Origin of the sequence: Xenorhabdus thuongxuanensis (assembly GCF_001908095.1) — a bacterium.
In the GTDB taxonomy this organism is placed as follows: Bacteria; Pseudomonadota; Gammaproteobacteria; order Enterobacterales; family Enterobacteriaceae; genus Xenorhabdus; species Xenorhabdus thuongxuanensis.
Map to the genome: position 1 here is coordinate 22,573 of NZ_MKGR01000028.1, position 21,843 is coordinate 44,415.

18 protein-coding genes and 1 pseudogene are annotated in these 21,843 nt (G+C 39.1%); 10 read left to right on the plus strand and 9 right to left on the minus strand.

Going from position 1 to position 21,843, the window contains the following annotated elements:
- Positions 1-141 precede the first annotated feature (141 nt).
- Complete coding sequence (ettA, locus tag Xentx_RS15240) at positions 142-1,809, plus strand: energy-dependent translational throttle protein EttA (protein ID WP_074021212.1); 1,668 nt, start codon at positions 142-144, stop codon at positions 1,807-1,809.
- Positions 1,810-1,900: 91 nt separating this feature from the next.
- Here the strand turns inward: ettA and Xentx_RS15245 are convergent, their stop codons facing one another.
- The 4 genes from Xentx_RS15245 to serB form a co-directional block, all read right to left on the minus strand.
- Positions 1,901-2,629, minus strand: coding sequence for an ATP-binding cassette domain-containing protein (locus Xentx_RS15245; RefSeq protein ID WP_074021214.1), 729 nt, complete (start codon positions 2,627-2,629; stop codon positions 1,901-1,903).
- 663 nt (positions 2,630-3,292) lie between these two features.
- A complete protein-coding gene (gene nadR / locus Xentx_RS15250; RefSeq protein ID WP_074021216.1) occupies positions 3,293-4,519 on the minus strand; it encodes a multifunctional transcriptional regulator/nicotinamide-nucleotide adenylyltransferase/ribosylnicotinamide kinase NadR in 1,227 nt (408 codons plus the stop codon).
- A gap of 563 nt (positions 4,520-5,082) precedes the next feature.
- On the minus strand, positions 5,083-6,465 hold the full coding sequence (gene radA, locus Xentx_RS15255) for a DNA repair protein RadA (RefSeq protein ID WP_074021218.1): 1,383 nt from the start codon (positions 6,463-6,465) through the stop codon (positions 5,083-5,085).
- Between the two features lie 39 nt (positions 6,466-6,504).
- On the minus strand, positions 6,505-7,482 hold the full coding sequence (gene serB, locus Xentx_RS15260) for a phosphoserine phosphatase (RefSeq protein WP_074021220.1): 978 nt from the start codon (positions 7,480-7,482) through the stop codon (positions 6,505-6,507).
- Positions 7,483-7,598: 116 nt separating this feature from the next.
- On the opposite strand from serB, the gene Xentx_RS15265 reads away from it, so the two are divergent.
- The gene (locus tag Xentx_RS15265; RefSeq protein ID WP_074021222.1) at positions 7,599-8,264 is read left to right on the plus strand and encodes a YtjB family periplasmic protein; all 666 of its coding nucleotides are present in this window, start codon (positions 7,599-7,601) and stop codon (positions 8,262-8,264) included.
- Positions 8,265-8,909: 645 nt separating this feature from the next.
- On the opposite strand, the gene dkgA is transcribed toward Xentx_RS15265, so the two are convergent.
- From dkgA to metC, 3 genes are all read right to left on the minus strand, one after another.
- Positions 8,910-9,740, minus strand: a complete 831-nt coding sequence (dkgA, locus tag Xentx_RS15275; protein WP_074021226.1) for a 2,5-didehydrogluconate reductase DkgA — start codon at positions 9,738-9,740, stop codon at positions 8,910-8,912.
- 228 nt (positions 9,741-9,968) lie between these two features.
- On the minus strand, positions 9,969-10,640 hold the full coding sequence (locus Xentx_RS15280; RefSeq protein ID WP_074021228.1) for a DedA family protein: 672 nt from the start codon (positions 10,638-10,640) through the stop codon (positions 9,969-9,971).
- Positions 10,641-10,803: 163 nt separating this feature from the next.
- Positions 10,804-11,997 carry a cystathionine beta-lyase gene (gene metC, locus Xentx_RS15285; protein WP_074021230.1) on the minus strand — a complete coding sequence of 398 codons (1,194 nt, stop codon included), beginning with the start codon at positions 11,995-11,997 and terminating at the stop codon, positions 10,804-10,806.
- A 465-nt stretch (positions 11,998-12,462) separates the two neighbouring features.
- On the opposite strand from metC, the gene exbB reads away from it, so the two are divergent.
- The 8 genes and pseudogenes from exbB to Xentx_RS15325 all read left to right on the plus strand — a co-directional run bounded on the left by exbB (position 12,463) and on the right by Xentx_RS15325 (position 20,823).
- Complete coding sequence (gene exbB / locus Xentx_RS15290) at positions 12,463-13,473, plus strand: tonB-system energizer ExbB (protein WP_074021231.1); 1,011 nt, start codon at positions 12,463-12,465, stop codon at positions 13,471-13,473.
- Between the two features lie 6 nt (positions 13,474-13,479).
- Positions 13,480-13,905, plus strand: a complete 426-nt coding sequence (gene exbD, locus Xentx_RS15295) for a TonB system transport protein ExbD (RefSeq protein ID WP_074021233.1) — start codon at positions 13,480-13,482, stop codon at positions 13,903-13,905.
- 415 nt (positions 13,906-14,320) lie between these two features.
- A complete protein-coding gene (locus tag Xentx_RS15300) occupies positions 14,321-14,623 on the plus strand; it encodes a winged helix-turn-helix transcriptional regulator (protein WP_074021235.1) in 303 nt (100 codons plus the stop codon).
- Positions 14,607-15,596 carry an MBL fold metallo-hydrolase gene (locus tag Xentx_RS15305; protein WP_074021237.1) on the plus strand — a complete coding sequence of 330 codons (990 nt, stop codon included), beginning with the start codon at positions 14,607-14,609 and terminating at the stop codon, positions 15,594-15,596. Before Xentx_RS15300 ends, Xentx_RS15305 begins: the two co-directional genes overlap by 17 nt.
- 1,427 nt (positions 15,597-17,023) lie before the next feature.
- Complete coding sequence (locus Xentx_RS18595; protein ID WP_083601019.1) at positions 17,024-17,230, plus strand: branched-chain amino acid transport system II carrier protein; 207 nt, start codon at positions 17,024-17,026, stop codon at positions 17,228-17,230.
- Positions 17,227-18,540, plus strand: a complete 1,314-nt coding sequence (locus Xentx_RS15315; protein WP_074021238.1) for a sodium-dependent transporter — start codon at positions 17,227-17,229, stop codon at positions 18,538-18,540. Before Xentx_RS18595 ends, Xentx_RS15315 begins: the two co-directional genes overlap by 4 nt.
- Positions 18,541-19,111: 571 nt before the next feature.
- The gene (locus tag Xentx_RS15320) at positions 19,112-19,768 is read left to right on the plus strand and encodes an SGNH/GDSL hydrolase family protein (RefSeq protein WP_074021240.1); all 657 of its coding nucleotides are present in this window, start codon (positions 19,112-19,114) and stop codon (positions 19,766-19,768) included.
- Between the two features lie 12 nt (positions 19,769-19,780).
- A pseudogene (locus Xentx_RS15325) lies at positions 19,781-20,823 on the plus strand (acyltransferase).
- Positions 20,824-20,980: 157 nt separating this feature from the next.
- Here the strand turns inward: Xentx_RS15325 and Xentx_RS15330 are convergent.
- Both Xentx_RS15330 and Xentx_RS15335 read right to left on the minus strand, forming a co-directional pair.
- Positions 20,981-21,265, minus strand: a complete 285-nt coding sequence (locus tag Xentx_RS15330; protein WP_074021242.1) for an addiction module antidote protein — start codon at positions 21,263-21,265, stop codon at positions 20,981-20,983.
- Between the two features lies 1 nt (position 21,266).
- The gene (locus tag Xentx_RS15335; RefSeq protein ID WP_074021243.1) at positions 21,267-21,563 is read right to left on the minus strand and encodes a type II toxin-antitoxin system RelE/ParE family toxin; all 297 of its coding nucleotides are present in this window, start codon (positions 21,561-21,563) and stop codon (positions 21,267-21,269) included.
- Positions 21,564-21,843: the final 280 nt, after the last annotated feature.

The window sequence follows — 21,843 nt, forward strand, 5'->3', positions numbered from 1 at the left end:
TCATATTATTGATGTTAATTATTACAATTGTCATACCAAATAGAAAACGCTGAAAAAGTGCTATTTGATAATAGGATAGGTAAAATAAGCCATCCAAACTCGATAAACGTAAACGATTTTTTAATCAAAAGGTAAACTACATTGGCTCAATATGTTTATAGTATGCATCGGGTAGGAAAAGTTGTTCCTCCTAAAAGGCATATTCTGAAAAATATTTCTCTGAGTTTTTTCCCTGGAGCAAAAATTGGTGTTCTCGGCCTCAATGGTGCCGGTAAATCTACTTTACTGCGCATCATGGCGGGTATTGATAAAGATATTGAGGGAGAAGCTCGTCCACAACCGGGCATTAAAATTGGTTATCTGCCGCAAGAACCTAAACTCAATCCTGAACATACTGTTCGTGAAGCGGTGGAAGAAGCTGTTAGCGAAGTTAAAAATGCCCTGACTCGTCTTGATGAAGTTTATGCTGCTTATGCTGATCCAGATGCGGATTTCGATAAGCTGGCAAAAGAGCAAGGTGAGCTGGAAGCGGTTATCCAATCCCACGATGGGCACAACCTGGATAATCAGCTTGAGCGCGCGGCTGATACCTTACGTCTGCCTGCATGGGATGCCAAGATTGAACACTTGTCTGGTGGGGAACGTCGTCGTGTGGCAATTTGCCGTCTGTTATTGGAAAAACCAGACATGCTGCTGCTTGACGAACCAACTAACCACCTTGATGCTGAGTCTGTTGCATGGCTGGAACGCTTTCTGCACGATTATGAAGGCACAGTGGTTGCAATAACTCACGACCGTTACTTCCTTGATAACGTTGCTGGTTGGATCTTGGAGCTTGACCGTGGTGAAGGTATTCCGTGGGAAGGCAACTACTCTTCATGGTTGGAACAGAAAGATGCCCGTCTGTCACAGGAAGCTGCGTCAGAAGCGGCACGCCGTAAATCCATTGAGAAAGAGCTTGAGTGGATCCGCCAAAATCCGAAAGGACGTCAGGCAAAAGGCAAGGCACGTTTAGCTCGCTTTGAAGAACTGAATAGTGTCGACTACCAGAAGCGTAATGAAACTAGTGAATTGTTCATTCCACCTGGCCCACGTTTGGGTGACAAGGTGCTGGAAGTCACCAATCTAACCAAATCTTACAGTGATCGTGTTCTAATCGACAATTTGAGCTTCTCCCTGCCGAAAGGGGCGATTGTTGGGATTATCGGCCCGAACGGTGCGGGTAAATCAACCCTGTTCCGTATGTTGTCCGGTCAAGAGCAGCCAGATTCTGGCTCAATTATACTGGGTGAGACGGTTAAATTGGCTTCTGTTGATCAGTTCCGCGATAACATGAACGACAGTAAAACTGTTTGGGAAGAAGTTTCTGGTGGCCAAGATATCATGCGCATCGGTAACTTTGAAATTCCAAGCCGTGCCTATGTTGGGCGCTTTAACTTCAAAGGCGTAGATCAAGGCAAGCGTGTTGGTGAATTGTCTGGTGGTGAGCGTGGTCGTCTGCATTTGGCTAAATTGCTGCAAGTTGGCGGTAACATGTTATTGCTTGACGAACCGACCAATGATTTAGATGTCGAAACCTTGCGTGCATTGGAAAACGCCCTACTGGAATTCCCAGGTTGTGCGATGGTTATTTCCCATGACCGTTGGTTCCTTGACCGTATCGCAACACACATCATTGATTATCAGGATGAAGGTAAAGTTTCCTTCTTTGAAGGGAACTTTAGCGAATACGAAGACTACAAGAAGCGGACTATGGGGGCGGAAGCATTGGAACCTCACCGCATTAAGTATAAAAAGATCACCAAATAAGCCAGTCAGAAAAAAACTTGATAGAAAAAACGGCCTGATATCAGGCCGTTTTTTTGTTGATGGTAACTAACTATTTGTTATTACTAATATATTAAGACGCTAAAACTCGTTGATGCAGCATGGATTCATAAGTCTTAGTTGCCTTTCCACTTGCTAAAGTGATAACGCTATCTGCATGTTGAATCAGGCGTCTATCTTGTGAGGCAATGACAACAGTACCTTTCTGTTCATGGGCAATAAATTTAAAGATATTAATGAACGTTTGAAATGCCTGATGATCTAAATTGCGTGTTGGGTCATCTGCAAATAAATATTCAGGTCTTCTGACTATGGCTTTTGCCATTGCAGCCAATTGTTTTTCGTTTTCAGACAGCTCCTCTGGATAATAACGGCTTTTATCGCCTAACTTGACAATATCCAGCGATTTTTGTGCGATTTTTTCTGCTTGCTCGCGAGCAAGTGATAATCCATAAGATGTCGATAATAACAAGTTATCTAATAGAGTGAGTTCACTAAATAAGTTGAAGTCTTGGAAAATAAACCCACTATTTTCGTGGTGAAACTTTCCTAATTCTATATCATTCATTAGTTTTAACTTGTTACTATTAATTAATACATCTCCTTGATCTGGTTGTAACATACCCGATGTAATCGACAACACTGTGCGGTTAGTCGATGCCTTCGGCCCTGTTATCAAAGTAATTTCACCTGGTATAATAGAAAATGTGATATCTGAAATCATTTCATGATTAACTGTAGCATCAGTTAAACCATATGAAATATTGATAACCTCAATCGATTTAAATTGATTCAAGTTCATATTCTCAACACAATTAGGTTAAAAGATTAAAGCTTTTTCCTTAAACATATGCTGTCTAAATTCATTCGTAATAACACTAATATCCTTATGGTATTATACGAGTAAAAATAGTCTATATGTGAAACATCTTTACCAAGGGTATACTCGTCTTATGTCAATTATTATTTACAATGAATACCTAATAAATGAGATGTTTCTTAGTCTTGGAATAAAAATCAAATATATTAATGAATTATACTTAAAGTAACGATAAAAATAGCATAAATTCTTTTGTTTTTATTCCATTTTTATAATAAGAGAAAAAGGAATTTTTTGCTTTGTTAATATTTTAATATTATTTTTCTTTACCTCCGTTATTAATAGAAATACCTAGAATATTTGTGGGTTTGTTAGTAACTAATAAATTTTATATAAATCAATAGGCCAGTTCATTAAATGACTTATTTCCCTGTAATTCAAGTCAAAACAGTAAAATTAAAGTATCAAAAAATATTATTATCACAATCTATCTTATTACATCTGTGAAAATAACCAAAGTAAACATTTAACTCATTGTTAAAATAGGATAAATATAAAAAAATAAAGATTACACTAAATAATAAATTACCATCAATTAGTTATGTTAATAATATAAGTGTAATCTATTTTATATAAAAAAGTTAGTTATTCCATTAACATCTGTTGAACCAGTTCAACGCAACGTAGAAAACGCTGATCATAATTCGGTGAATTGACACAGACATAATCGAGATTATTTTCTTTCAACAAACGTTCTAGCAAATGTTGAAATTCTTTGCGATCTCGTTCGCTGCCTAAACTTCTTAAACCATCTGCAATCCACGGTGTATTGTTTTCTAAAAGAATAACTAAATCAAAACGGTATTCATCAATCATCGCCTGAACGAAAGGATGTTCTTTTCCTTCGTAACGTTTGCAAAATGCTTGTGTTGTCACAAAATCAGTATCGATAAACGTAACTTTATTAGCATATTTAACTGCAAAATCAATGTATTGAGCATGACCTAATGCAATTTTATCGTAATCTGAGTATTGCAAAGCCATTTCATCTCCTCCCAGATGGGAAAATACGTATTCGCGTCCATATTCCCATGCACTAGTAGTGTTAAACATGTTGGCCAGTTTATTCACTAATGTCGATTTTCCACTCGATTCTCCGCCAAGAATAGCCACTGTACGCACAAAAAATGGTTTTACTTCTGTAGGAATATATTCCCAATAATGGAAAGGAGCCTGACGGATTTGACTACCGCTAATATTCATGAATGATCGTTGTGGGTCGATAAGTACGGTTTCAATACCGAAATATTCTTTATAACGAGGAGCATCCTGTGCTTCGCTGGAATAGATATAATTAGGGTTAATGCTTTTTGCTGTCAGAAACGACTTAACACTTTGACTCCACGCTTCCCAGCCATTTGGGTAAGGCTCCATTCCTTGTTCATTAAATGCATGAATATGAATATTTTTCTGATACTTGAATGTTTGCAGCAACCATCTCAGACGGTCACTTACAGTAGGTTGTTGAGACATTGAACTGTTGATGAATAGCTCACGATCACGTACTTCGTCATAGCAAAGAACAACATGTAATTCATCAACCTGACTGGATGCTCGTTGAATCAAATAAATGTGTCCAGTATGTAATGGGTAAAATTTACCAAACACAATTCCGACTGTTTTCTTTTCCATGGGATACGCTAATCCTAAATATTGATGAAGAGAAGCCAGTTTCTGTGCACTAGGATTTTTTATTTTTTTATTAATAAGTTGGCTTAGATATCCTTTGGTCATTCCGCTGGCATCAGCAACCTGTTGTAATGTGTAACCTGCCTGTTTGATCGCCTCTTTCAAATAGTCAAATTGCCTCATAAGACCTCCTTTTTGTTTAGTATACTAAACAAAATAGCATGCTCGTTGTGAAAGGTAAAAACAAAATTGGTTATTTATTGATTATTTGGGATGAAATACCGTTATCTTGACTATAATTAGCGTTTAAAATTGGATAATTGGATATTTATTTTAAATAAAATAACTCAATGCTAAATTGATAGTTAAATATTGAAAATGAATGATAATAGCGTTTGTTCAATTTTTATTTAACGAGTTTCTTGGCTCTATTCGTTACGTAAATATTTATATAACCGTTTGTAATTTAAATGTCACCAGGATTTTGTAATCAATAAATAACAGAGTATGGTGAGAGTAAAAAAATTTAAATAATATGGTGCTTAACTATTTGATTTTTTATTTAAGTAAGATGAATAAAAATATTTACCCATAATTCTATTATCCACCTCGTTTGATATGTGATGGCAGGCGAGAAAATACTCTGGTAAATTAGGAAAAATACCTAGGCTGCTGTTTAATAGATTTCAAGCGGTAACTTGAAATCTATGGATTGTATAGATATAAAAGGAATAAAGGATTATTTCTTAATCAAGTTCATCCAGAACAGATAACGCATCGGCCAGTTTTTTGACGCCAAATACTTTCATACCGGGCAGTGATTTTTTTGGCATGTTAGCATGGGGAACAATGGCTCGTTTAAAACCGTGTTTAGCGGCTTCTGAAATACGTTCTTGTCCACTGGGAACGGGACGAATTTCTCCTGCCAATCCTACTTCTCCAAATACCACCAGATCACGAGGCAGAGGTCGATCGCGGAAGCTGGAAACCAAAGAGAGTAATAATGCCAGATCAGCACTCGTTTCTGTTACTTTTACCCCACCCACGACGTTCACAAAAACATCTTGATCAGCCATTTGTAAACCGCCATGCCGATGCAGGACTGCAAGTAAAATAGCCAGCCTATTTTGTTCAAGCCCCACAGCTACGCGGCGTGGGTTTGACATCATGGAGTGATCTACCAATGCCTGAATTTCAACAAGCAAAGGGCGAGTACCTTCCCATACAATCATGACTGAACTACCTGAGGTAATTTCATCACCACGACTCAGGAAAATGGCGGAAGGATTACTGACTTCCCGTAGTCCCTGTTCGGTCATTGCAAATACACCCAGCTCATTAACAGCACCGAAACGGTTTTTGTGGCTGCGCAGGGTACGGAAACGGGAATCAGTTTCACCATCCAACATGACGGAGCAGTCTATACAGTGTTCGAGTACCTTGGGACCAGCCAAAGTGCCATCTTTTGTTACATGCCCAACCATGATAATGGCAACACCACGGGTTTTAGCAAACCGTGTCAAATAGGCTGCGGTTTCCCTGACTTGTGCAACACTGCCTGGTGATGATTGAATATCTGCTATGTGCATAACCTGAATTGAATCAATCACCATGAGTTTAGGTTGTTCTTGCTCTGCGACCAGGCAAATCTGCTCAATGCTGGTTTCCGATAGCATATTCAGTTGATCTGTCGGCAAACCCAGCCGATGTGCTCGCATCGCTACTTGTTGCAATGACTCTTCCCCTGTTACATATAGGGTTTTCATCTGGGTTGAGAGTTGGCACATGGTTTGTAAAAGTAGGGTACTTTTCCCTGCGCCTGGGTTACCGCCAATCAAAATGGCACTACCAGGAACCACACCACCGCCAAGAACACGGTCAAATTCTTTAAAGCCTGTTGAAAATCGGGGCAGCTCTTCCAAACTGATATCAGAGAGTTTCTGTACTTTACTGATCCCAGCATTCCCGGCATAGCCACTGAGACGTTCATTACGGGATGATGAAGCTGAGGCTAAACGCACTTCCGTAATGGTATTCCATGCGTGACATGCGGTACATTGCCCTTGCCAACGGGGATAATCCGCACCACATTCGTTACAGACAAATGCCCGTTTTGCTGCTTTTGCCACTTTGTACTCCCTTAATGTAATGACTTTTGCCTGTGGGCATTAGCGTTCTTCGTGTTTCAAACCACCGCTCAACACACACAGGACGCCCATCAAATCTGCATGTCGGATAGCAACTTTGGCCTGGGTGTAAACTTTTGGCTTAGCGTGATAGGCGATCCCTAACCCTGCCTTGCGGATCATTTTCAGATCATTGGCACCATCCCCAATAGCGACGGTTTGGCTCAGAGGAATATTCAATGCCTTTGCCAATCTTATCAGGGTGGTTGCCTTGTATTTTGCATCGACAATCGGCCCTTTGACCTTACCAGTCAGCTTGCCATCTTTTATTTCCAGTTGATTGGCGACTGCGTCAAAAAGGCGTAATTGCTGGCGCAGATTATCGGCAAAGAAAGTGAAACCACCGGAAGCAATCGCAACATGCCAATCCAATGATTGTAACTTGCGAACCAGGCTGGTTAGCCCTGGCATAAGTGGAAGTGTGTCCATCACTTGCTGCAAGATTGATGCATCGGCACCTGCCAACTGGGCAACTCGCTCGCGCAGACTTTCTGAAAAATCCAATTCGCCTTGCATCGCCCGCTCTGTGATTTCCGCCACTTTATCACCAACTCCGGCCAGGCGGGCAATTTCATCAATGCATTCAATCTGGATAGCGGTAGAATCCATATCCATCACCAATAAGCCAGGTGAACGGAGGCGGGGGATCTGCCCTAAGGGAACGACATCCAAACGGCACTCATCTGCCTGCCGTTTAATGCGAGGCGAAAGGCTACCGGCAATACGGACAACCTGATAATCATCTATCCGCCATGAAGAAACCACCACAATGGCGGCTCCCAATCGGTGCTGGAACTCACTGATACGCTGTTTATCCAAACCACGCCCATACAGCAACCAGCCGCTATCTCCTGCGCGGTAATCCAGAGGCATGACTTCATCACCACTGAGGGATAAGGGTAATCCGGGCCATTTATGGAGCTCATCCGGTAAGTAGCGATAGGCCAGATTATTAGACATGAACATTGACTCCTGTAATTCCATATAATTTGGTGCAGGCAAAAAACGCTTTTCAAACTATCCTATCATTACTGCATCTGGCAACATGTGCTTTCTGAGCATGGGATGAGATAACTATGATAAAACCAAAGCTAAAAATTAGACTGCACAAGACGGCGATTATATTAATATGTATAGCACTGCTAGTGCTGTTGATGCAGGGCGTTTCCTATTTCAGCCGTTCTCAACAACAGGCGCATATGGATCAATTTGAAGATCTGGCGAAAACATTGGCAAAACAGGTCGCATTCAGCCTGTCTGATTATATGGAGAATGGTAGCAAAGATCTTAATAATAAAAAGATTGTAGCTAACTTAGATTACTTGACTAGCAATAGCCGCATTTTAGATGCTAGTGTCTATTTGGAGAATGGCACACAGATAGCACGAAGTGGTGAACAGATTTCTGTTCGTGAACGATTATCGTTGGAAGGCAAAAAATCCAGTAGTTATTTCAACCAACAAATTGTTGTGCCTATACCAGGAAAAAATCATCCAAAAGGTTTTCTCCGCCTGACTCTGGATACACACCGATTGGCAACCGAGGCCAAACAGGTCGATAACACAACGAACTTACTTAGGATAATGCTCCTGCTATCTTTGGCGATAGGGTTTATTCTGGCTCATAACTTGCTGAAACTGTACCCTAGTCGCTGGCAACAATCCCCTTATCTGCTGACTGCCAATACGAAACCTTCTGACGAAGCAGAAAATAAAGATCAAAATGATGATTCCCAACGGTAATGAGAAACATTACCGTTGGTTATTGTGTAGATGACTTTCCTCATTATCAATGTTCTTTCCATAGTACCGCTTGAAACAAATGGAATAGAGTATGCCGTGTAGAAGCGTAATCATTACTGCGCCATAAAACACAATCGGTTGATGGGCAACATTAATATGTACAATCGGAATATTATTAAAACGAAAGATGTACATATGAAAAGCCATGGCTGCGATTGCAAGTAAGATCCCCACTGCGTTGTAGTGGGTTCGGGGTGACAGTAGAAACCACTTTAAGGTGAAGAAAAAAGGGATAAGCATTAATAAAGAAATAACTACGTAAACCATTATCATTTCCTTAAGTTTTTATTTGGAATGTTGATGTAAATAGATAGATTTAACGCTGTCATAAATGCGTAGCGTGTTTCAATTATCTATTTAATATACCTGTTGTTTAGCGTTGTGAAGTAAGTCTATAACATAGTTCATACATAAATAGTAAACATAGTTATTATTAATATTTTTGATTTGTTCGATAAATTATAGTGTTTTATGGAAGGATTTTATTCAGGTACATGACCTGAACCCTGCTGAAGAACAGAGTTCAGGTTCGTTGAAATGGATTGAATGAAATGGGTATATGAATCTATGGGATGATTTTCCTAACTAAAATTGATTATAATTATCGGGGTTTGGGCCTATCCGTTTCCCAATATCCAGTTCAGCCATGGCTGTTAAGTCTTCTTTTTCCAGCCTGAAATCAAATACATCAAAATTTTCTTTAATACGGGCAGGTGTAACAGATTTAGGGATGGCAATCATGCCGCATTCAAGATGCCAACGAATGACAATTTGCGCTGGCGTCTTGCCGTATTTAAGTGCCAGACGTTCAACCAGTGGGGAATTAAAAACGCCTTTTCCACCCCGTGATAACGGGCTCCAGGATTCGGTTGTAATATGATGGGTAGCATTCCATGAGTGAAGTTGTCGCTGTTGCAGCAGAGGATGCAATTCAATTTGGTTGATTACAGGAACGTCACCTGTTTCCTGGATTATTTTTTGTAAATGCTCGATATGAAAATTACACACTCCAATACTGCGAGTCAGGCCAGTTTCTTTTAGTTCAATCAGTTGCCTCCATGCATCAACATAATGATCCTGTTCGGGAACTGGCCATTGAATGAGATAGAGATCAACATAATCTAACTGTAGTTTGTTCAGGCTTTCTTGTAATGCCGCACGGGCATCCAGGTGGCGATCATTCCAAAGTTTGGTAGTGATGAAAATTTCTTCGCGTGGGATATCAGTTTCTTGTAAGGCTTTCCCCACACCTTCTTCGTTATGAAAAATTGCCGCTGTATCGATGGAGCGATAACCGACTTCTAATGCGGTATGGATAGACTTAACAACCTGTTCATTACTCGCTTTCCAAACGCCAAGCCCCAATTGTGGCATGTGATTCTCATCAGCGAGTTTAATAATTGTCTGCTGACCCATTATTACCTCCTTTAGTTAATGAGGTTGTCCATCCCATTCAGGGGAAGTTATTCAGCATGTAAAAGTTGAACACAGCTTAAATAGTTGGTAGTAACAGTACCCGTTGGAATGGACTCTGGTTGTTCAATTATTGAGTTGATAATCCAGTCAGATGATAGTTAATTAAGTAGAAAATCAAGTAAATAAAAAAATAGCGGTTTTTGTGATCGTGTTAAAACGATAAGCACGTTATTTGTTTTTCTTTACTGCTCCTTTCTTATGACGCCAATACATCAACAGAGAAGCGGACAAGCCACTAATCAACAGAATAACAGGCAAAATCACCAAAATGTTCATCACCATATCTTGATGTGCTTTAACGAAAGGGATCTGGTTTAGGATATAGCCAAAACCCACGATAATAATGACCCATAAGAAGCCACTTAACCAGTTAAAAAATTGAAAGCGTTTATTATTTAGGCCAGAAATACCGGCAAATGTTGGCAGGAGAGTACGAACAAACGCTAAGAAGCGTCCGATAAGTAGGGCAGACAGACCGTGTTTAGAGAATAACGTATCGGCACGTTGGCGATATTGCAAGGGAAGTTGAGCCAGCCAGTTTTTGACAATACGGGTATGACCGAGCCAGCGTCCCTGTAAATAACCCAGCCAACAACCCAGGCTTGCTGCGATGGTTAGCAGGATTACCGTGGGAATGAAACTCATGACACCTTTGGCAATTAAAGCACCGGAAAGCACCAGCAGAGTATCGCCGGGTAAAAAGGCGGCTGGCAATAGTCCATTTTCCAACACTAGTGTGACAAAAAGGACGCCATAAATAACCCAGATGACATCTGGATTGGCAAGTTGGTTAAAGTCGTGATGCCAGAGTGCATGCACGATCTCGCTTAACGTTTCCATTGTTTATCCTGTGACTTTTGCGAGTAAAATAATTAACAAACCGATCTGCCTCAGTGTACCGCAAAATGATGAGATAAGGGGGGATTTGATTCATCCGCAGGGGAAACCGTGGCTATCTGCAAATACGCAATAATCAGAGATAGCCATAATTTAAAGGTGAAAGTTAACGAATTGCCAAACGCGCAAAACCTGCTTCCAGATCATCAATCAAGTCTTGTAGATTTTCTAGCCCAATATGGAGACGGAATAAGGTGCCAGTTTTTTGCGGCGAAGGGTATTGACGCAGTCGTTGAAGCATTTCTGGTTGAATGCCTAAAATCAATGATTCAAAGCCTCCCCACGAAAAAGCCATCTTAAAATGGCTCAGATTATCGAGATAATCAGCAAGTTGTTGAGGTGTAAGCTGGGTATTCAGGAGGAAAGAAAATAGTCCACAGGAGCCCGTGAAATCGCGCTGAAAGAACTGATGCCCTGGGCAAGAAGGCAGGGCAGGGTGATAAACTTCGGCAACTTCCGGTCGCTGCGCAAGCCATTTGGCAATTTTGATGCTGTTTTCTTCGTGTTGTTTTAAACGAACCGCTAACGTGCGCAGCCCTCGGTTTGCCATATACACCGTATCGGGATCGGCAATTTGCCCTAGCAGGTAAGATCCTTCCCTAAGCTGATCCCAACATCGTGCATTGGCAACCGCTGTACCCAGCATTCCGTCTGAATGGCCAATAATATATTTGGTGGCGGATTGGATGGAAATATCGATGCCAAACTCCAGGGCTTTAAACAGTACGCCTGCCGCCCATGTATTATCGATGATAATGACAATCTCAGAATTGACTTGCCGAATAGCCCGCACGATGGCAGGAATATCTTGCACTTCCATCGTCAGGGAACCCGGTGATTCAAGAAAGATAACTTTGGTATTGGGTTGAATCAGCGAAGCAATGTTTTCTCCGATCATGGGGTCAAAATAATCGGCGGAAATCTCCATTTTTTTCAGAACGTGATGGCAAAATTCCTGTGTGGGTTCATAGGCTGTACCTGTCATTAAAACATGATCACCGGTTTTTACAAATGCCAGAATTGAATGGGTAATAGCTGCCGTACCGGAAGGATATAGTGCACAGCCAGCGCCACCTTCCAGCTCAGACATCGCTTCTTGGAAGGCAAAATGGGTCAGTGTGCCACGGCGCCCATAAAATAATTCACCCTTGGTACGATTCTCCAAGGCTTGCTTTAAGTCTTCAACGGTATCGAAAATGACAGATGAGGTGCGTTGAATCAGTGGATTAACGGCACCTTGCGTATATCTTTTTTGTCTTCCAGCACTAACTAATAAGGTTTCTAGTTTTTTTTCTGTCATGGCATTATTCCCCAAGTTATTTCCTGCTTATATCTAAATAGAATCGCTCAAATAATGATTAGAAAGTTAAAAGATTTGGGGTGGTTTTACCAAAGAGATTCGCGCAACTTGACGAAAATTCAAGGTGAGATGGCGATAGTAAATCAGGATCGATTAACGAAGGAACATCATTAAGTAGTACTTTTTTGTTAAATAGTAATGATAATTACTATCAAATCGTCAAATGTCTGATATCATTTGTAGCGGACTTTTTCCTCTCTTGAGGTAAAAAGCCTGGATCAGGGGTCAAATGAGACCAGCATCTTCCTGAATTCACCTTGCAGTGCAGTTATCAAGCTGTAAGAGGGCGGAGATACAAGGTTGAAAAGTGAGCCATGACTCAGGAAATATTAGGATTAGCAAGATGAGTAAACGTGATTCACTGCTAAATAACAGAATCTATAAGAAAGAGAGTAAGGCTAACTGATGCGTAATTTGACAGCTTCTATTCTATTGGCATTCGGATTAACAAGTTCAGCATGGGCTGATACAACACCAGCCACGCTAGAAAATCAGGCTGCTGCTCAGGTAGCCGCTCCGGCAACACCAGCATCTTCCACAGCTCCGCAAGCGGTTGAATCAACAACTGACAAGCAGAAAACTGATGCACCATCAACTCCAGATGCGCAAACCGTAGCGGCTAATATAACAGAAAATGTAACGGCTACAGAAACCGTGACGACTGAAGAAACAGTTGTGGCGCCAATTGAAGAAGTTTCTGACAATCTGTCCGGTGGTTTCGCAACGGATTTGTCTATTTGGGGCATGTACCAAAACGCAGATGCAGTAGTAAAAACCGTTATGGTGGGGCTGGTGATCGCTTCTGTCATTACATGGGCGTTGTTTTTTTCCAAAGGTACAGAACTCTTAATGGCTCGCCGCCGTTTACGTAAGGAACAATTGGCTTTGGTTGAGGCTGCCAATCTGGATGCAGCAGTGAAAATTGCAGCAGATTTTGGCAATCGTAGCGTTAGCCGCCTGTTGTTGAGCGAAGCACAATCGGAGCGCGCCCTGTCTGCTGACAGTATTGACAAGGTTGGAACCAAAGAGCGAACTTCGTTCCGCATGGAACGTGCTGTTGCAGCAATTAGCCGCCATATGGGGCGTGGTAACGGTTATCTGGCAACTATTGGTGCCATTTCTCCATTTGTGGGACTGTTTGGTACTGTTTGGGGGATCATGAACAGTTTTATTGGCATTGCTCATTCACAAACAACCAACCTGGCCGTTGTTGCACCAGGGATTGCGGAAGCTCTGTTAGCGACAGCATTGGGACTGGTGGCAGCGATCCCTGCGGTAGTGATTTATAACATCTTTGCCCGTGTTATTTCATCATACCGTGGTCAGGTGGGTGACATGGCAGCTAAGGCAATCCTGTTGCTGGGGCGTGATCTTGATCTGGCTGAAAGCAAAACAAAAAAAGCAGAAGCAAGGTAATAAATTATGGCAATACGTCTTAATGAAGATTTGGACGATAACGGTGAACTGCATGAAATTAACGTTACGCCGTTTATTGACGTGATGTTAGTGCTGCTGATTATTTTCATGGTGGCAGCACCATTGGCAACGGTAGATATTAAAGTTGATTTACCAGCATCAACTGCGAAGCCGCAACCACGACCAGAAAAACCGGTATTTTTGACTGTGAAAGCAGATAAGCAGTTGTATGTGGGAGAACAGGCGGTTGATCGTGATAACTTGTCTTTGATATTGGATCAAACCACACAATCCAACAAAGATACGACAATTTTCTTCCAAGCCGATAAAACAGTGGATTATGAAACTCTGATGAGCGTCATGGATTCTCTACGCAAGGCGGGTTATCTCAAAGTGGGATTAGTGGGGATGGAATCAGTTTCCGCGCAATAACTTTTCTTTGCTTACCTAAGATATGAACTGCCCGAATAGTTAATCGGGCAGTTTTAGTCTCATATTATCTCCTCTGGTAATCTTAATTTTGCCTCTGTAATTTTTGATAAAATTACGGATTTGATCATGTGTCTCAATTGAGATTCAGTGTGTTTATTAACCAATGCACGGGGTTCAACATGGCTGCAAATATGTTTGTTCGTGCTCGTATAGATGAAACACTACAAAATACAGAAAATAATGTAAAAACAATATGTAGTGCTAATGTTTTGAAGATATCAATTATTAATATTATGTGTATTATTAATAATTAATATGAGTAAAAGAAAATATGTAATCTTAATGATTACAAACATGGTTACTTAATATTTATAATATTTCCGCGATGTTATAATTAATTTTTATATTAATATATATGAAAAAACATACTCATTTTGATTGTTCTTCTGGTTGTCCTGTAGAAGCTGCTATTTATCTGTTGGGAGGGAAGTGGAGAGGGGCAATAATATATCATATTGCTAAAAATAATGGAGTGGGATTTTATGATTTAATTAATAAGCTTAATAAACTAAGTCGTAGGACATTATCTTTGCAATTACCTTTTTTAGAGAAAAAAGGTATAGTTAATAAAATTGTTCTCAGTGAGAAACCATTGAGAATTAAATTTATTTTTATTCATCATATTTTCTCTGGAGTATTTAATGAAAAATATATTTAAGGCATCATATCTAGCTATTGCATTGACATTCACAGGCTCCATCACAACTTCTGCAATATCCACTGCTGCGGAACACCCTATAAATCAGTCTCCTGGCTACTATCACAATGCGGTTGGTGATTTCATGGTTACCGCTGTTTATGACGGTCATACGGATCTTTCTCCTTCTTTACTAAAAGGTCTTGACGCAAAAAATATCCAGGCCTTGATCACAGATATGTTCCAGATTGAAAACAAAGAGGGTATTCAGACCGCGATAAATGCCTATCTTGTGAATATCAGAGAGGGATTAGTATTAATTGATGCAGGTAGTAGCCAATGTTTTGGCCCCTCTGGAGGAAATATTGTTAATAACATCCGTGCTGCGGGCTATCAACCGGAAGCAGTAAAAGCAATATTGCTGACACATATGCATCCAGATCATGCTTGTGGCATCACTTCTCCAGATGGCAAAGCTATATTCCCGAATGCAACCGTGTATGTCTCTGAGAAAGAAAAAAATTACTGGCTGAACCCTCAGATTGCCACCTTAGCTCCTGAAACGATACGCCCATTCATTACCATGGTTCAGGATGCTGTTGCGCCATATATTGCTGAAGGAGCATTCCGTACTTTTAAAAGTGGAGAAAATATTTTTTCTGGTATCAAAGCAATATCGACTTTTGGTCATACACCAGGCCATACTTCATTTTTAGTGCATTCAGGTAACGATAACATGCTGATTTTGGGAGATATCGTACATTTTCATGCAGTACAACTTACATATCCGGAAGTTTCTATTGAATTTGATGTCGATGACAACAAAGCTATTGAGGCACGCAAATCTATTTTTGAAAAAGCCTCATATGAAAGGTGGTTAATTGGTGGTGCCCACTTTCCTTTCCCGGGTATCGGGCATATTCGTAAAGATAAACAGGGATATCGCTGGATTCCTGTAGAATATTCAAGCATACGGGCAAATTCTGAGTTTTGACAAACTGGCACCTGCTGTGAAAGGAAAGCTCCCGTTTTCAGGTGAATAAGGCTACAGCAGGACTGCCTCCCTATCCTACCTGTAGAAAGATATTGCTGTTGTCGGTAATGTTTTATTTTGCTTAACGGCCAAAACAGGGAATTAAGTTGGATAAATTACATATCGGGATATTAATATAATTAAATGAATATAAAAGTGGTACTATTCCTCTGTTATTAAGGGGGGGTGCTACAACGGTCATTATAACCTTATTTACAGAGTTCTTTATCTGGTTTATGAATTCAGTGTTTTCATGTTGTGATGTTAGATGAAATAGTAAGTGTAATATATATCTTAATTTTATCACGATGATAATGTAATAAGAATAAACAAAAAAACACTATAAATTAAATAAGGTTTTGGCTATATTCGCTCACGCTGAAGGCTTGAATTAATAACTCATAAAATTAATGAATTATAAACATATTGCTTTCACAAAGTTCACTATACTGCTATGCGGCCATATGGGCATTGTCTAGCGCAGAACGATCCCTACCGTGAAACAGCCTGATCCTGAATACGAGGAAAAAGTGGCAAAAATCACGGAAGCTAAAGAGAAGAGCTTAGAACAAAATCTTCACATTAATCTTAGATAACTATTGCACCTATAAAAGTAAGTAGGCCAAAGATTGTCTGGCACAACATCTGAAGTTTAACCTCTTGTTTTTACTTTCCTATTCTCTTTGGTTAAATAAAATAGAATGACTCTGGTAATCATTCCATGAGACAGTCACATGGAACTATTACTGTTAATTTATGTGGAAGTTTTTCAATGATGTTGATGAATTTTGGGGAGTGTATTCATCACATCACAAAAAGAGAATGAAAAAAGAGGTATAGCGCTATTATGAAATTTTATTTATTATATTTTATAAAAAATAACTTTTATGATGGAAAAGTTCCTTCGTTAAAGTTAAAAAGGTAGAAGTCAGACAATTTCAAATAATAGGGAGAGATTCTATTTTGTAGAAAAAATAATCATTACACAAATATTGATAATTTCGCCCATTCAATGCGATTTTATTGATAGGTTTCGATATCTGTTATGTGTGATTTTTATGAAAATGAAGAACTCCGTCGTAAGCAGTAATAGCCTCGCTTAAGAGAAATGAAGGAGCTGTAGTGGAGTAATCATCTTGGATACCTTACAAGGCGTTGGTGCAGCTTTTTAGCACTCAAAGTTTTACTTGGGGGTAGTTTTGGCGATTCTAGCTGTTATTACCACTATTATTCTGTATCTTGCATTCTGTATCTTGTGAGTATCAGTGAATATGATGTTTATCACTGATTGTTAAATCAGAATCCAGTTTCGCCATTGGAAATTCAAGTAGTTTTTGTAATTACTATTACATATACAATCATTTTATAACAACAAGTTAACAATTATTATGACATACCGTTTATTATCTAAAGATATTCGGGCATTGGGCTTTATGGCCTTTGTCCTACTCGTCGTGGCAGGAAATATCATTTTCTCGCCTATGGTTGACCTGCAAGCGGGTGAACATATTTGGAGTACTACTGTTGGTTTTTTGCTTACGGCTATGAGCCCAGGTACATGTGCTGACATGATATCTATTCGGAGGTTAGCATGAGTCAACAGTGGACATCCCGTTTGGGGCACATATTAGCAGCAACCGGATCTGCCGTTGGTATTGGTGCCATCTGGAAATTCTCGTATGTTTCAGCAACAAATGGTGGCGGTGCATTTCTGATTGTATTTTTATTATTTAGCTTTGTGATTGGATTAGCGGTTCTGTTAGCTGAAAACATAATGGGAAGCAGCACGGGTGAAGTGGCCGTTGATGCATTTAAAAAATTACTTGGTAAACACTGGGGGTGGGTTGGTTTTACAGGTATATTCAGTTCATGGTGTATCTATAGCTTTTACAGTGTTGTCGGTGGTTGGACCATAGGTTACACGGTGATGGCGAGTACAGGAGAGTTGAATATTACAGACATCTCTCAACTGACATCTATTTTCACCAATTTCATCAGTGATCCATGGTGGCCGATACTTGCACATCTGGCATTTTCAGGGCTGACCTGTTTCGTGGTACTATCTGGTGTGCAAAAAGGTTTGGAAAAATCAGTTAAAGTCATGATGCCACTGTTATTCTTGATCATGATAGTGTTGATTATTATCGGCATCCGTTTACCTGGTTCATCAGAAGGACTAAAATTATTCTTATACCCAGACTTCAATAGCTTGACCGGAAAAGGTGTTTTAGATGCACTAGGGTTGGCATTCTTTTCACTGTCTATCGGTTTGGGTATCCACATTACGTACAGCTCCTATTTGCCTAATAACAAAGGTATTGGTAAATCGAGTATCTGGGTTGTCATCCTCTCCTGTTTGGTCTGTGTATTGGCTGGTCTGATGATTTTTCCTGCTTTGGCCGCTGCTGGCTTAAAACCAAATGCAGGGCCCGGATTAACATTTATGACGATGCCAATTTATTTCGCCAGTCTGCCTGGTGGCTCAATCTTAGCAGTCACTTTCTTTTTATTGTTGTTAATGGCCGCACTGACCTCATCAATTTCATTACTTGAACACATTGTTGCTTATGTTCAGAAGCGTTTTAAATGGTCGCGTCGTAAAACAAGCTTAATAGTCACGGCATCGATTATGTTAATGGGGATACCTGTTTCCCTATCTTTTGGTCCTCTAAGTCATGTCACATTATGTGGAAAAACCATCTTCGACATGCTGGACTTTATTACTTCCAATGTTCTAATGCCATTGTTCGGAATTATCATTTGCCTCGTATTTGGTTGGTCACGTAAGGTCAATACACTCATACCGGATAATATGTCATTGAGAAAACGTCAGTGTTTGCTGCTTATATGGAGATATGTTGGACCCTTATGTATCGGAGTGATTTTGGTACACGGACTTATTTGATTGTGTTTGAAGCCGCACATGGGCTATTTCAATCTGTTCAATGTAAAAACAGGGCTGTGTCCCCATAGGGGATAGAAATTAGCTACAAGTTCCGAACGTACGGTTCTAATAGGATGAGGCGGCGACGCCTCATCTATGCAAGTCTTCCAAAAGGCTACAAGATTGCCAATGTAGTTTTAAAGATAAAATCGCCTGGAGCCGCACATAAGCGTTTTTTAAGCCAGTACATGATTATGTACGCCATCTCTTATTCATCTGTCTCTCGTTTCAATCTTTCGATTAATTATTAATAGGTATTTCATCAATAATTTTTATAAATCATTTCAGAGTGATGGGTTGCACACAATATTTTACGGATTTAACTGTTAATTTCTTTAATTCGGACGAATGCTAATGAGAAAGAGAAAATCACTCTTGGCGTACGTTTTCGTATGGTTGGGCTTCAATCTTGTATCTGCTCCCGTTGGCAGACAAGAACAGTCAGCATCAGTGATGTGGGGGGTATTTTCCCTGAGAAGAATACCTCCAAGAACGACCCAATTAACATTCCAGAAAAAGCAAAGGAAAAAAAATGACTTATATTCAATCTCATTTGGCGGGGCAAGTTTGGTTCTCACTCGGAGACAGCATAACAGAAAGAGGGTGGTATCAACCCATCGTGACTGAAATGTTAGGACTAAGAAAATTTGTGAATTACGGCATTGGAGGAACATGTATAGCTCAAAAAGATAAAGATGATAGTTCTGCTATTTGTTTAAGATATAAAGAAATGGGAAACAACCCAGACATCATTACCATATGGGGAGGAGTTAACGATTTTGGCTATGATTTTGGCTCTCACGGGGGGATAGAAATAGGTGGCAGTAAAGAAAAAACGCCATTAACATTTATTGGCGCTATGCATTTATTGCTGGCAGGAGTCACAAAGCAATATCCATTATCAAGGATAGGGTTCATCATAACAACACCTCTCTCAATAGAAAGAGGAATGAACAAAAAAAATTCGAAAGGATACTACTTGTCTGATTATTGTAATATTTGCAGGGAAGTTTGTGAAAGATATTCTATTCCATATCTGGATTTATTTAAAAACTCCGGTTTTAATGAAGGAAATATAGATATCATGACTAGCAATAGCTCAGGTACAGAGTCCGATGGATTGCATCCATCAAAAATAGGTATGGCGAAAATAGCTCCTAAAATTGCAAACTTCATGTTATCAATTTAAGAGGGATTTTGAATGAGAGTTCTAACTATAGATTTATTGAAAATAATTTCTATATTTTTTGTTGTCGTATCCCACGTCACATTGTTCTTTTTGTTACGTCATGATAATGATGTGATTTTGTATTTATACAGACAAGCAGGTCAGTTGGGTGTTTCGTTATTTTTTATGTGTAGTGGTTATTTCTTGCTAAATAACAATCATGAAAACCAAACAGTTTATGCAGTTAATAAAATAAAAAAATTTTACTTATATTATCGTTTTGGTTAGTCTTTTATTATTTCTATGATAATTTCTTTATTAGTAAATTCACAACAATTCCTACCGTCAGTTTTTTAAACTACGTTAACGTTAGTCGGATTATATCCGATGCCACTCATTTATGGTTTATATTTGCAATGATTGCTCTTTATATACTAACTCCATTAATACGGAGTTCATTTAATTTATTGAATGCCAAGGGGTTGATAAAGATAATAATCATAATGTTTATTATTTCTAATTTTACTTTACTGAATGCATTGACAGACTATAAATATAACTTTTCTATTGTGCCCTTTAATATTTTACTCCCATTCCAGGTTCAAGGACTTCTCAGTTTTCTGATTGGAGGGTATATAGGGCTTACGAACCCTAAAATAAAATCCTTCTCCTTTAACCACATAACTCTGTTGGTGTTATCCATTATCTCATTGATAATTTTGTCATTTATATCAGTCAGGACAGGGATGGCCTTCTTTTATGGGAAATTTTATAATGTTTTTCTTCAAGTCTCTTCCGTGTGCTTATTTTTATTTTTGATTAATTTAAATGTAAGTAAAATATCAAATACAACAAAATGCATAAGCAAAAATATATTGGGAATATATCTCGTTCACAATATTTTTGTTGTTGAGATACATAATGATTTTATCCATGAATTTTTGTTAAGAGAATTTCATTACGTAAATATATATGTTTATATAATGGTGTATTCGCTATTGGCTTTTGCCTTATCATATATGCTATGTATTTTATTACGAAAATTTAAGGTAACTTCGTCAATCATCACTATTTAATATTATGAATTGAGGATGCCGAGTAAAAGGACTACTGTGATCAAGATTATACTTTACTTGCACACGGGTAGGGCAACAATTGAAACGTTGAGAGCCTATGTTCGAAGTCAATCAACCCTGATTGATTTTTAAAATCATAGGCTCTGAAAGGACTTAATCAAGCCCCTGTGAAATGAAGTTTTAAGCCTAATGCTTTTGATATTTTATAGACTGTGTTAAAAGATGGATTTCCTTCTCCTGATAATGCTTTATAAATTCCTTCTCGGCTTATTCCAGCATCCTTAGATAGTTGGCTGATATTTCTGGCTCTGGCTATGTTACCTAACGCTTTAAATAAATATTTAGTGTCGTTTTCTTCGATAGCTGAATTTAAATACGCCTGAATATCTTCTTCGCTATCTAAAAATTCAACAACATCAAATTTTTTTGGTTCAGTTTTCATTTTAAAATCCCCACTTTTCCGCTAGTAGTTTTGCTTTTTTTATATCATCTTGCTGATTACCTTTGTCACCGCCACAAAGTAATAATATTATTTGGTTATTTTTATTGGCAAAGTAAACTCTATATCCTTTTCCATGATGTATTCTTAATTCTGAAATCCCTTTACCTACAGGCTCAACGTCGCCAAAATTACCTTCCTCCATCCTTTCAATTCCCGTTAAAATCTTAGCTTTTGCTACCCTATCTTTTAGAGATTTTAACCATTTTTCAATTTCCTGAGTCCTTTCAATTGTTATCATTTTATCCTCCTTAATTGATGTTATCATCATAGTCTTGATTATAAGGTGTGTCAACTTTGGTTAACATACTGTCATTGCTACGCTACCTTTAATTGATCATGTAATGAATTCTGTTTACCAAACCCATCAACCTCACCCTGCCTCGGTTGTTTACGAGGCTGAAATTAAAGCTTTTCGTGGTTAATGAAATGGACACCTCCCCAAATCGGCTCCAGTGAGCCATGCTGAATACATCAGCAAAATATGAAGAGGTGTCCCATGGAACAAATTATCGGAATTG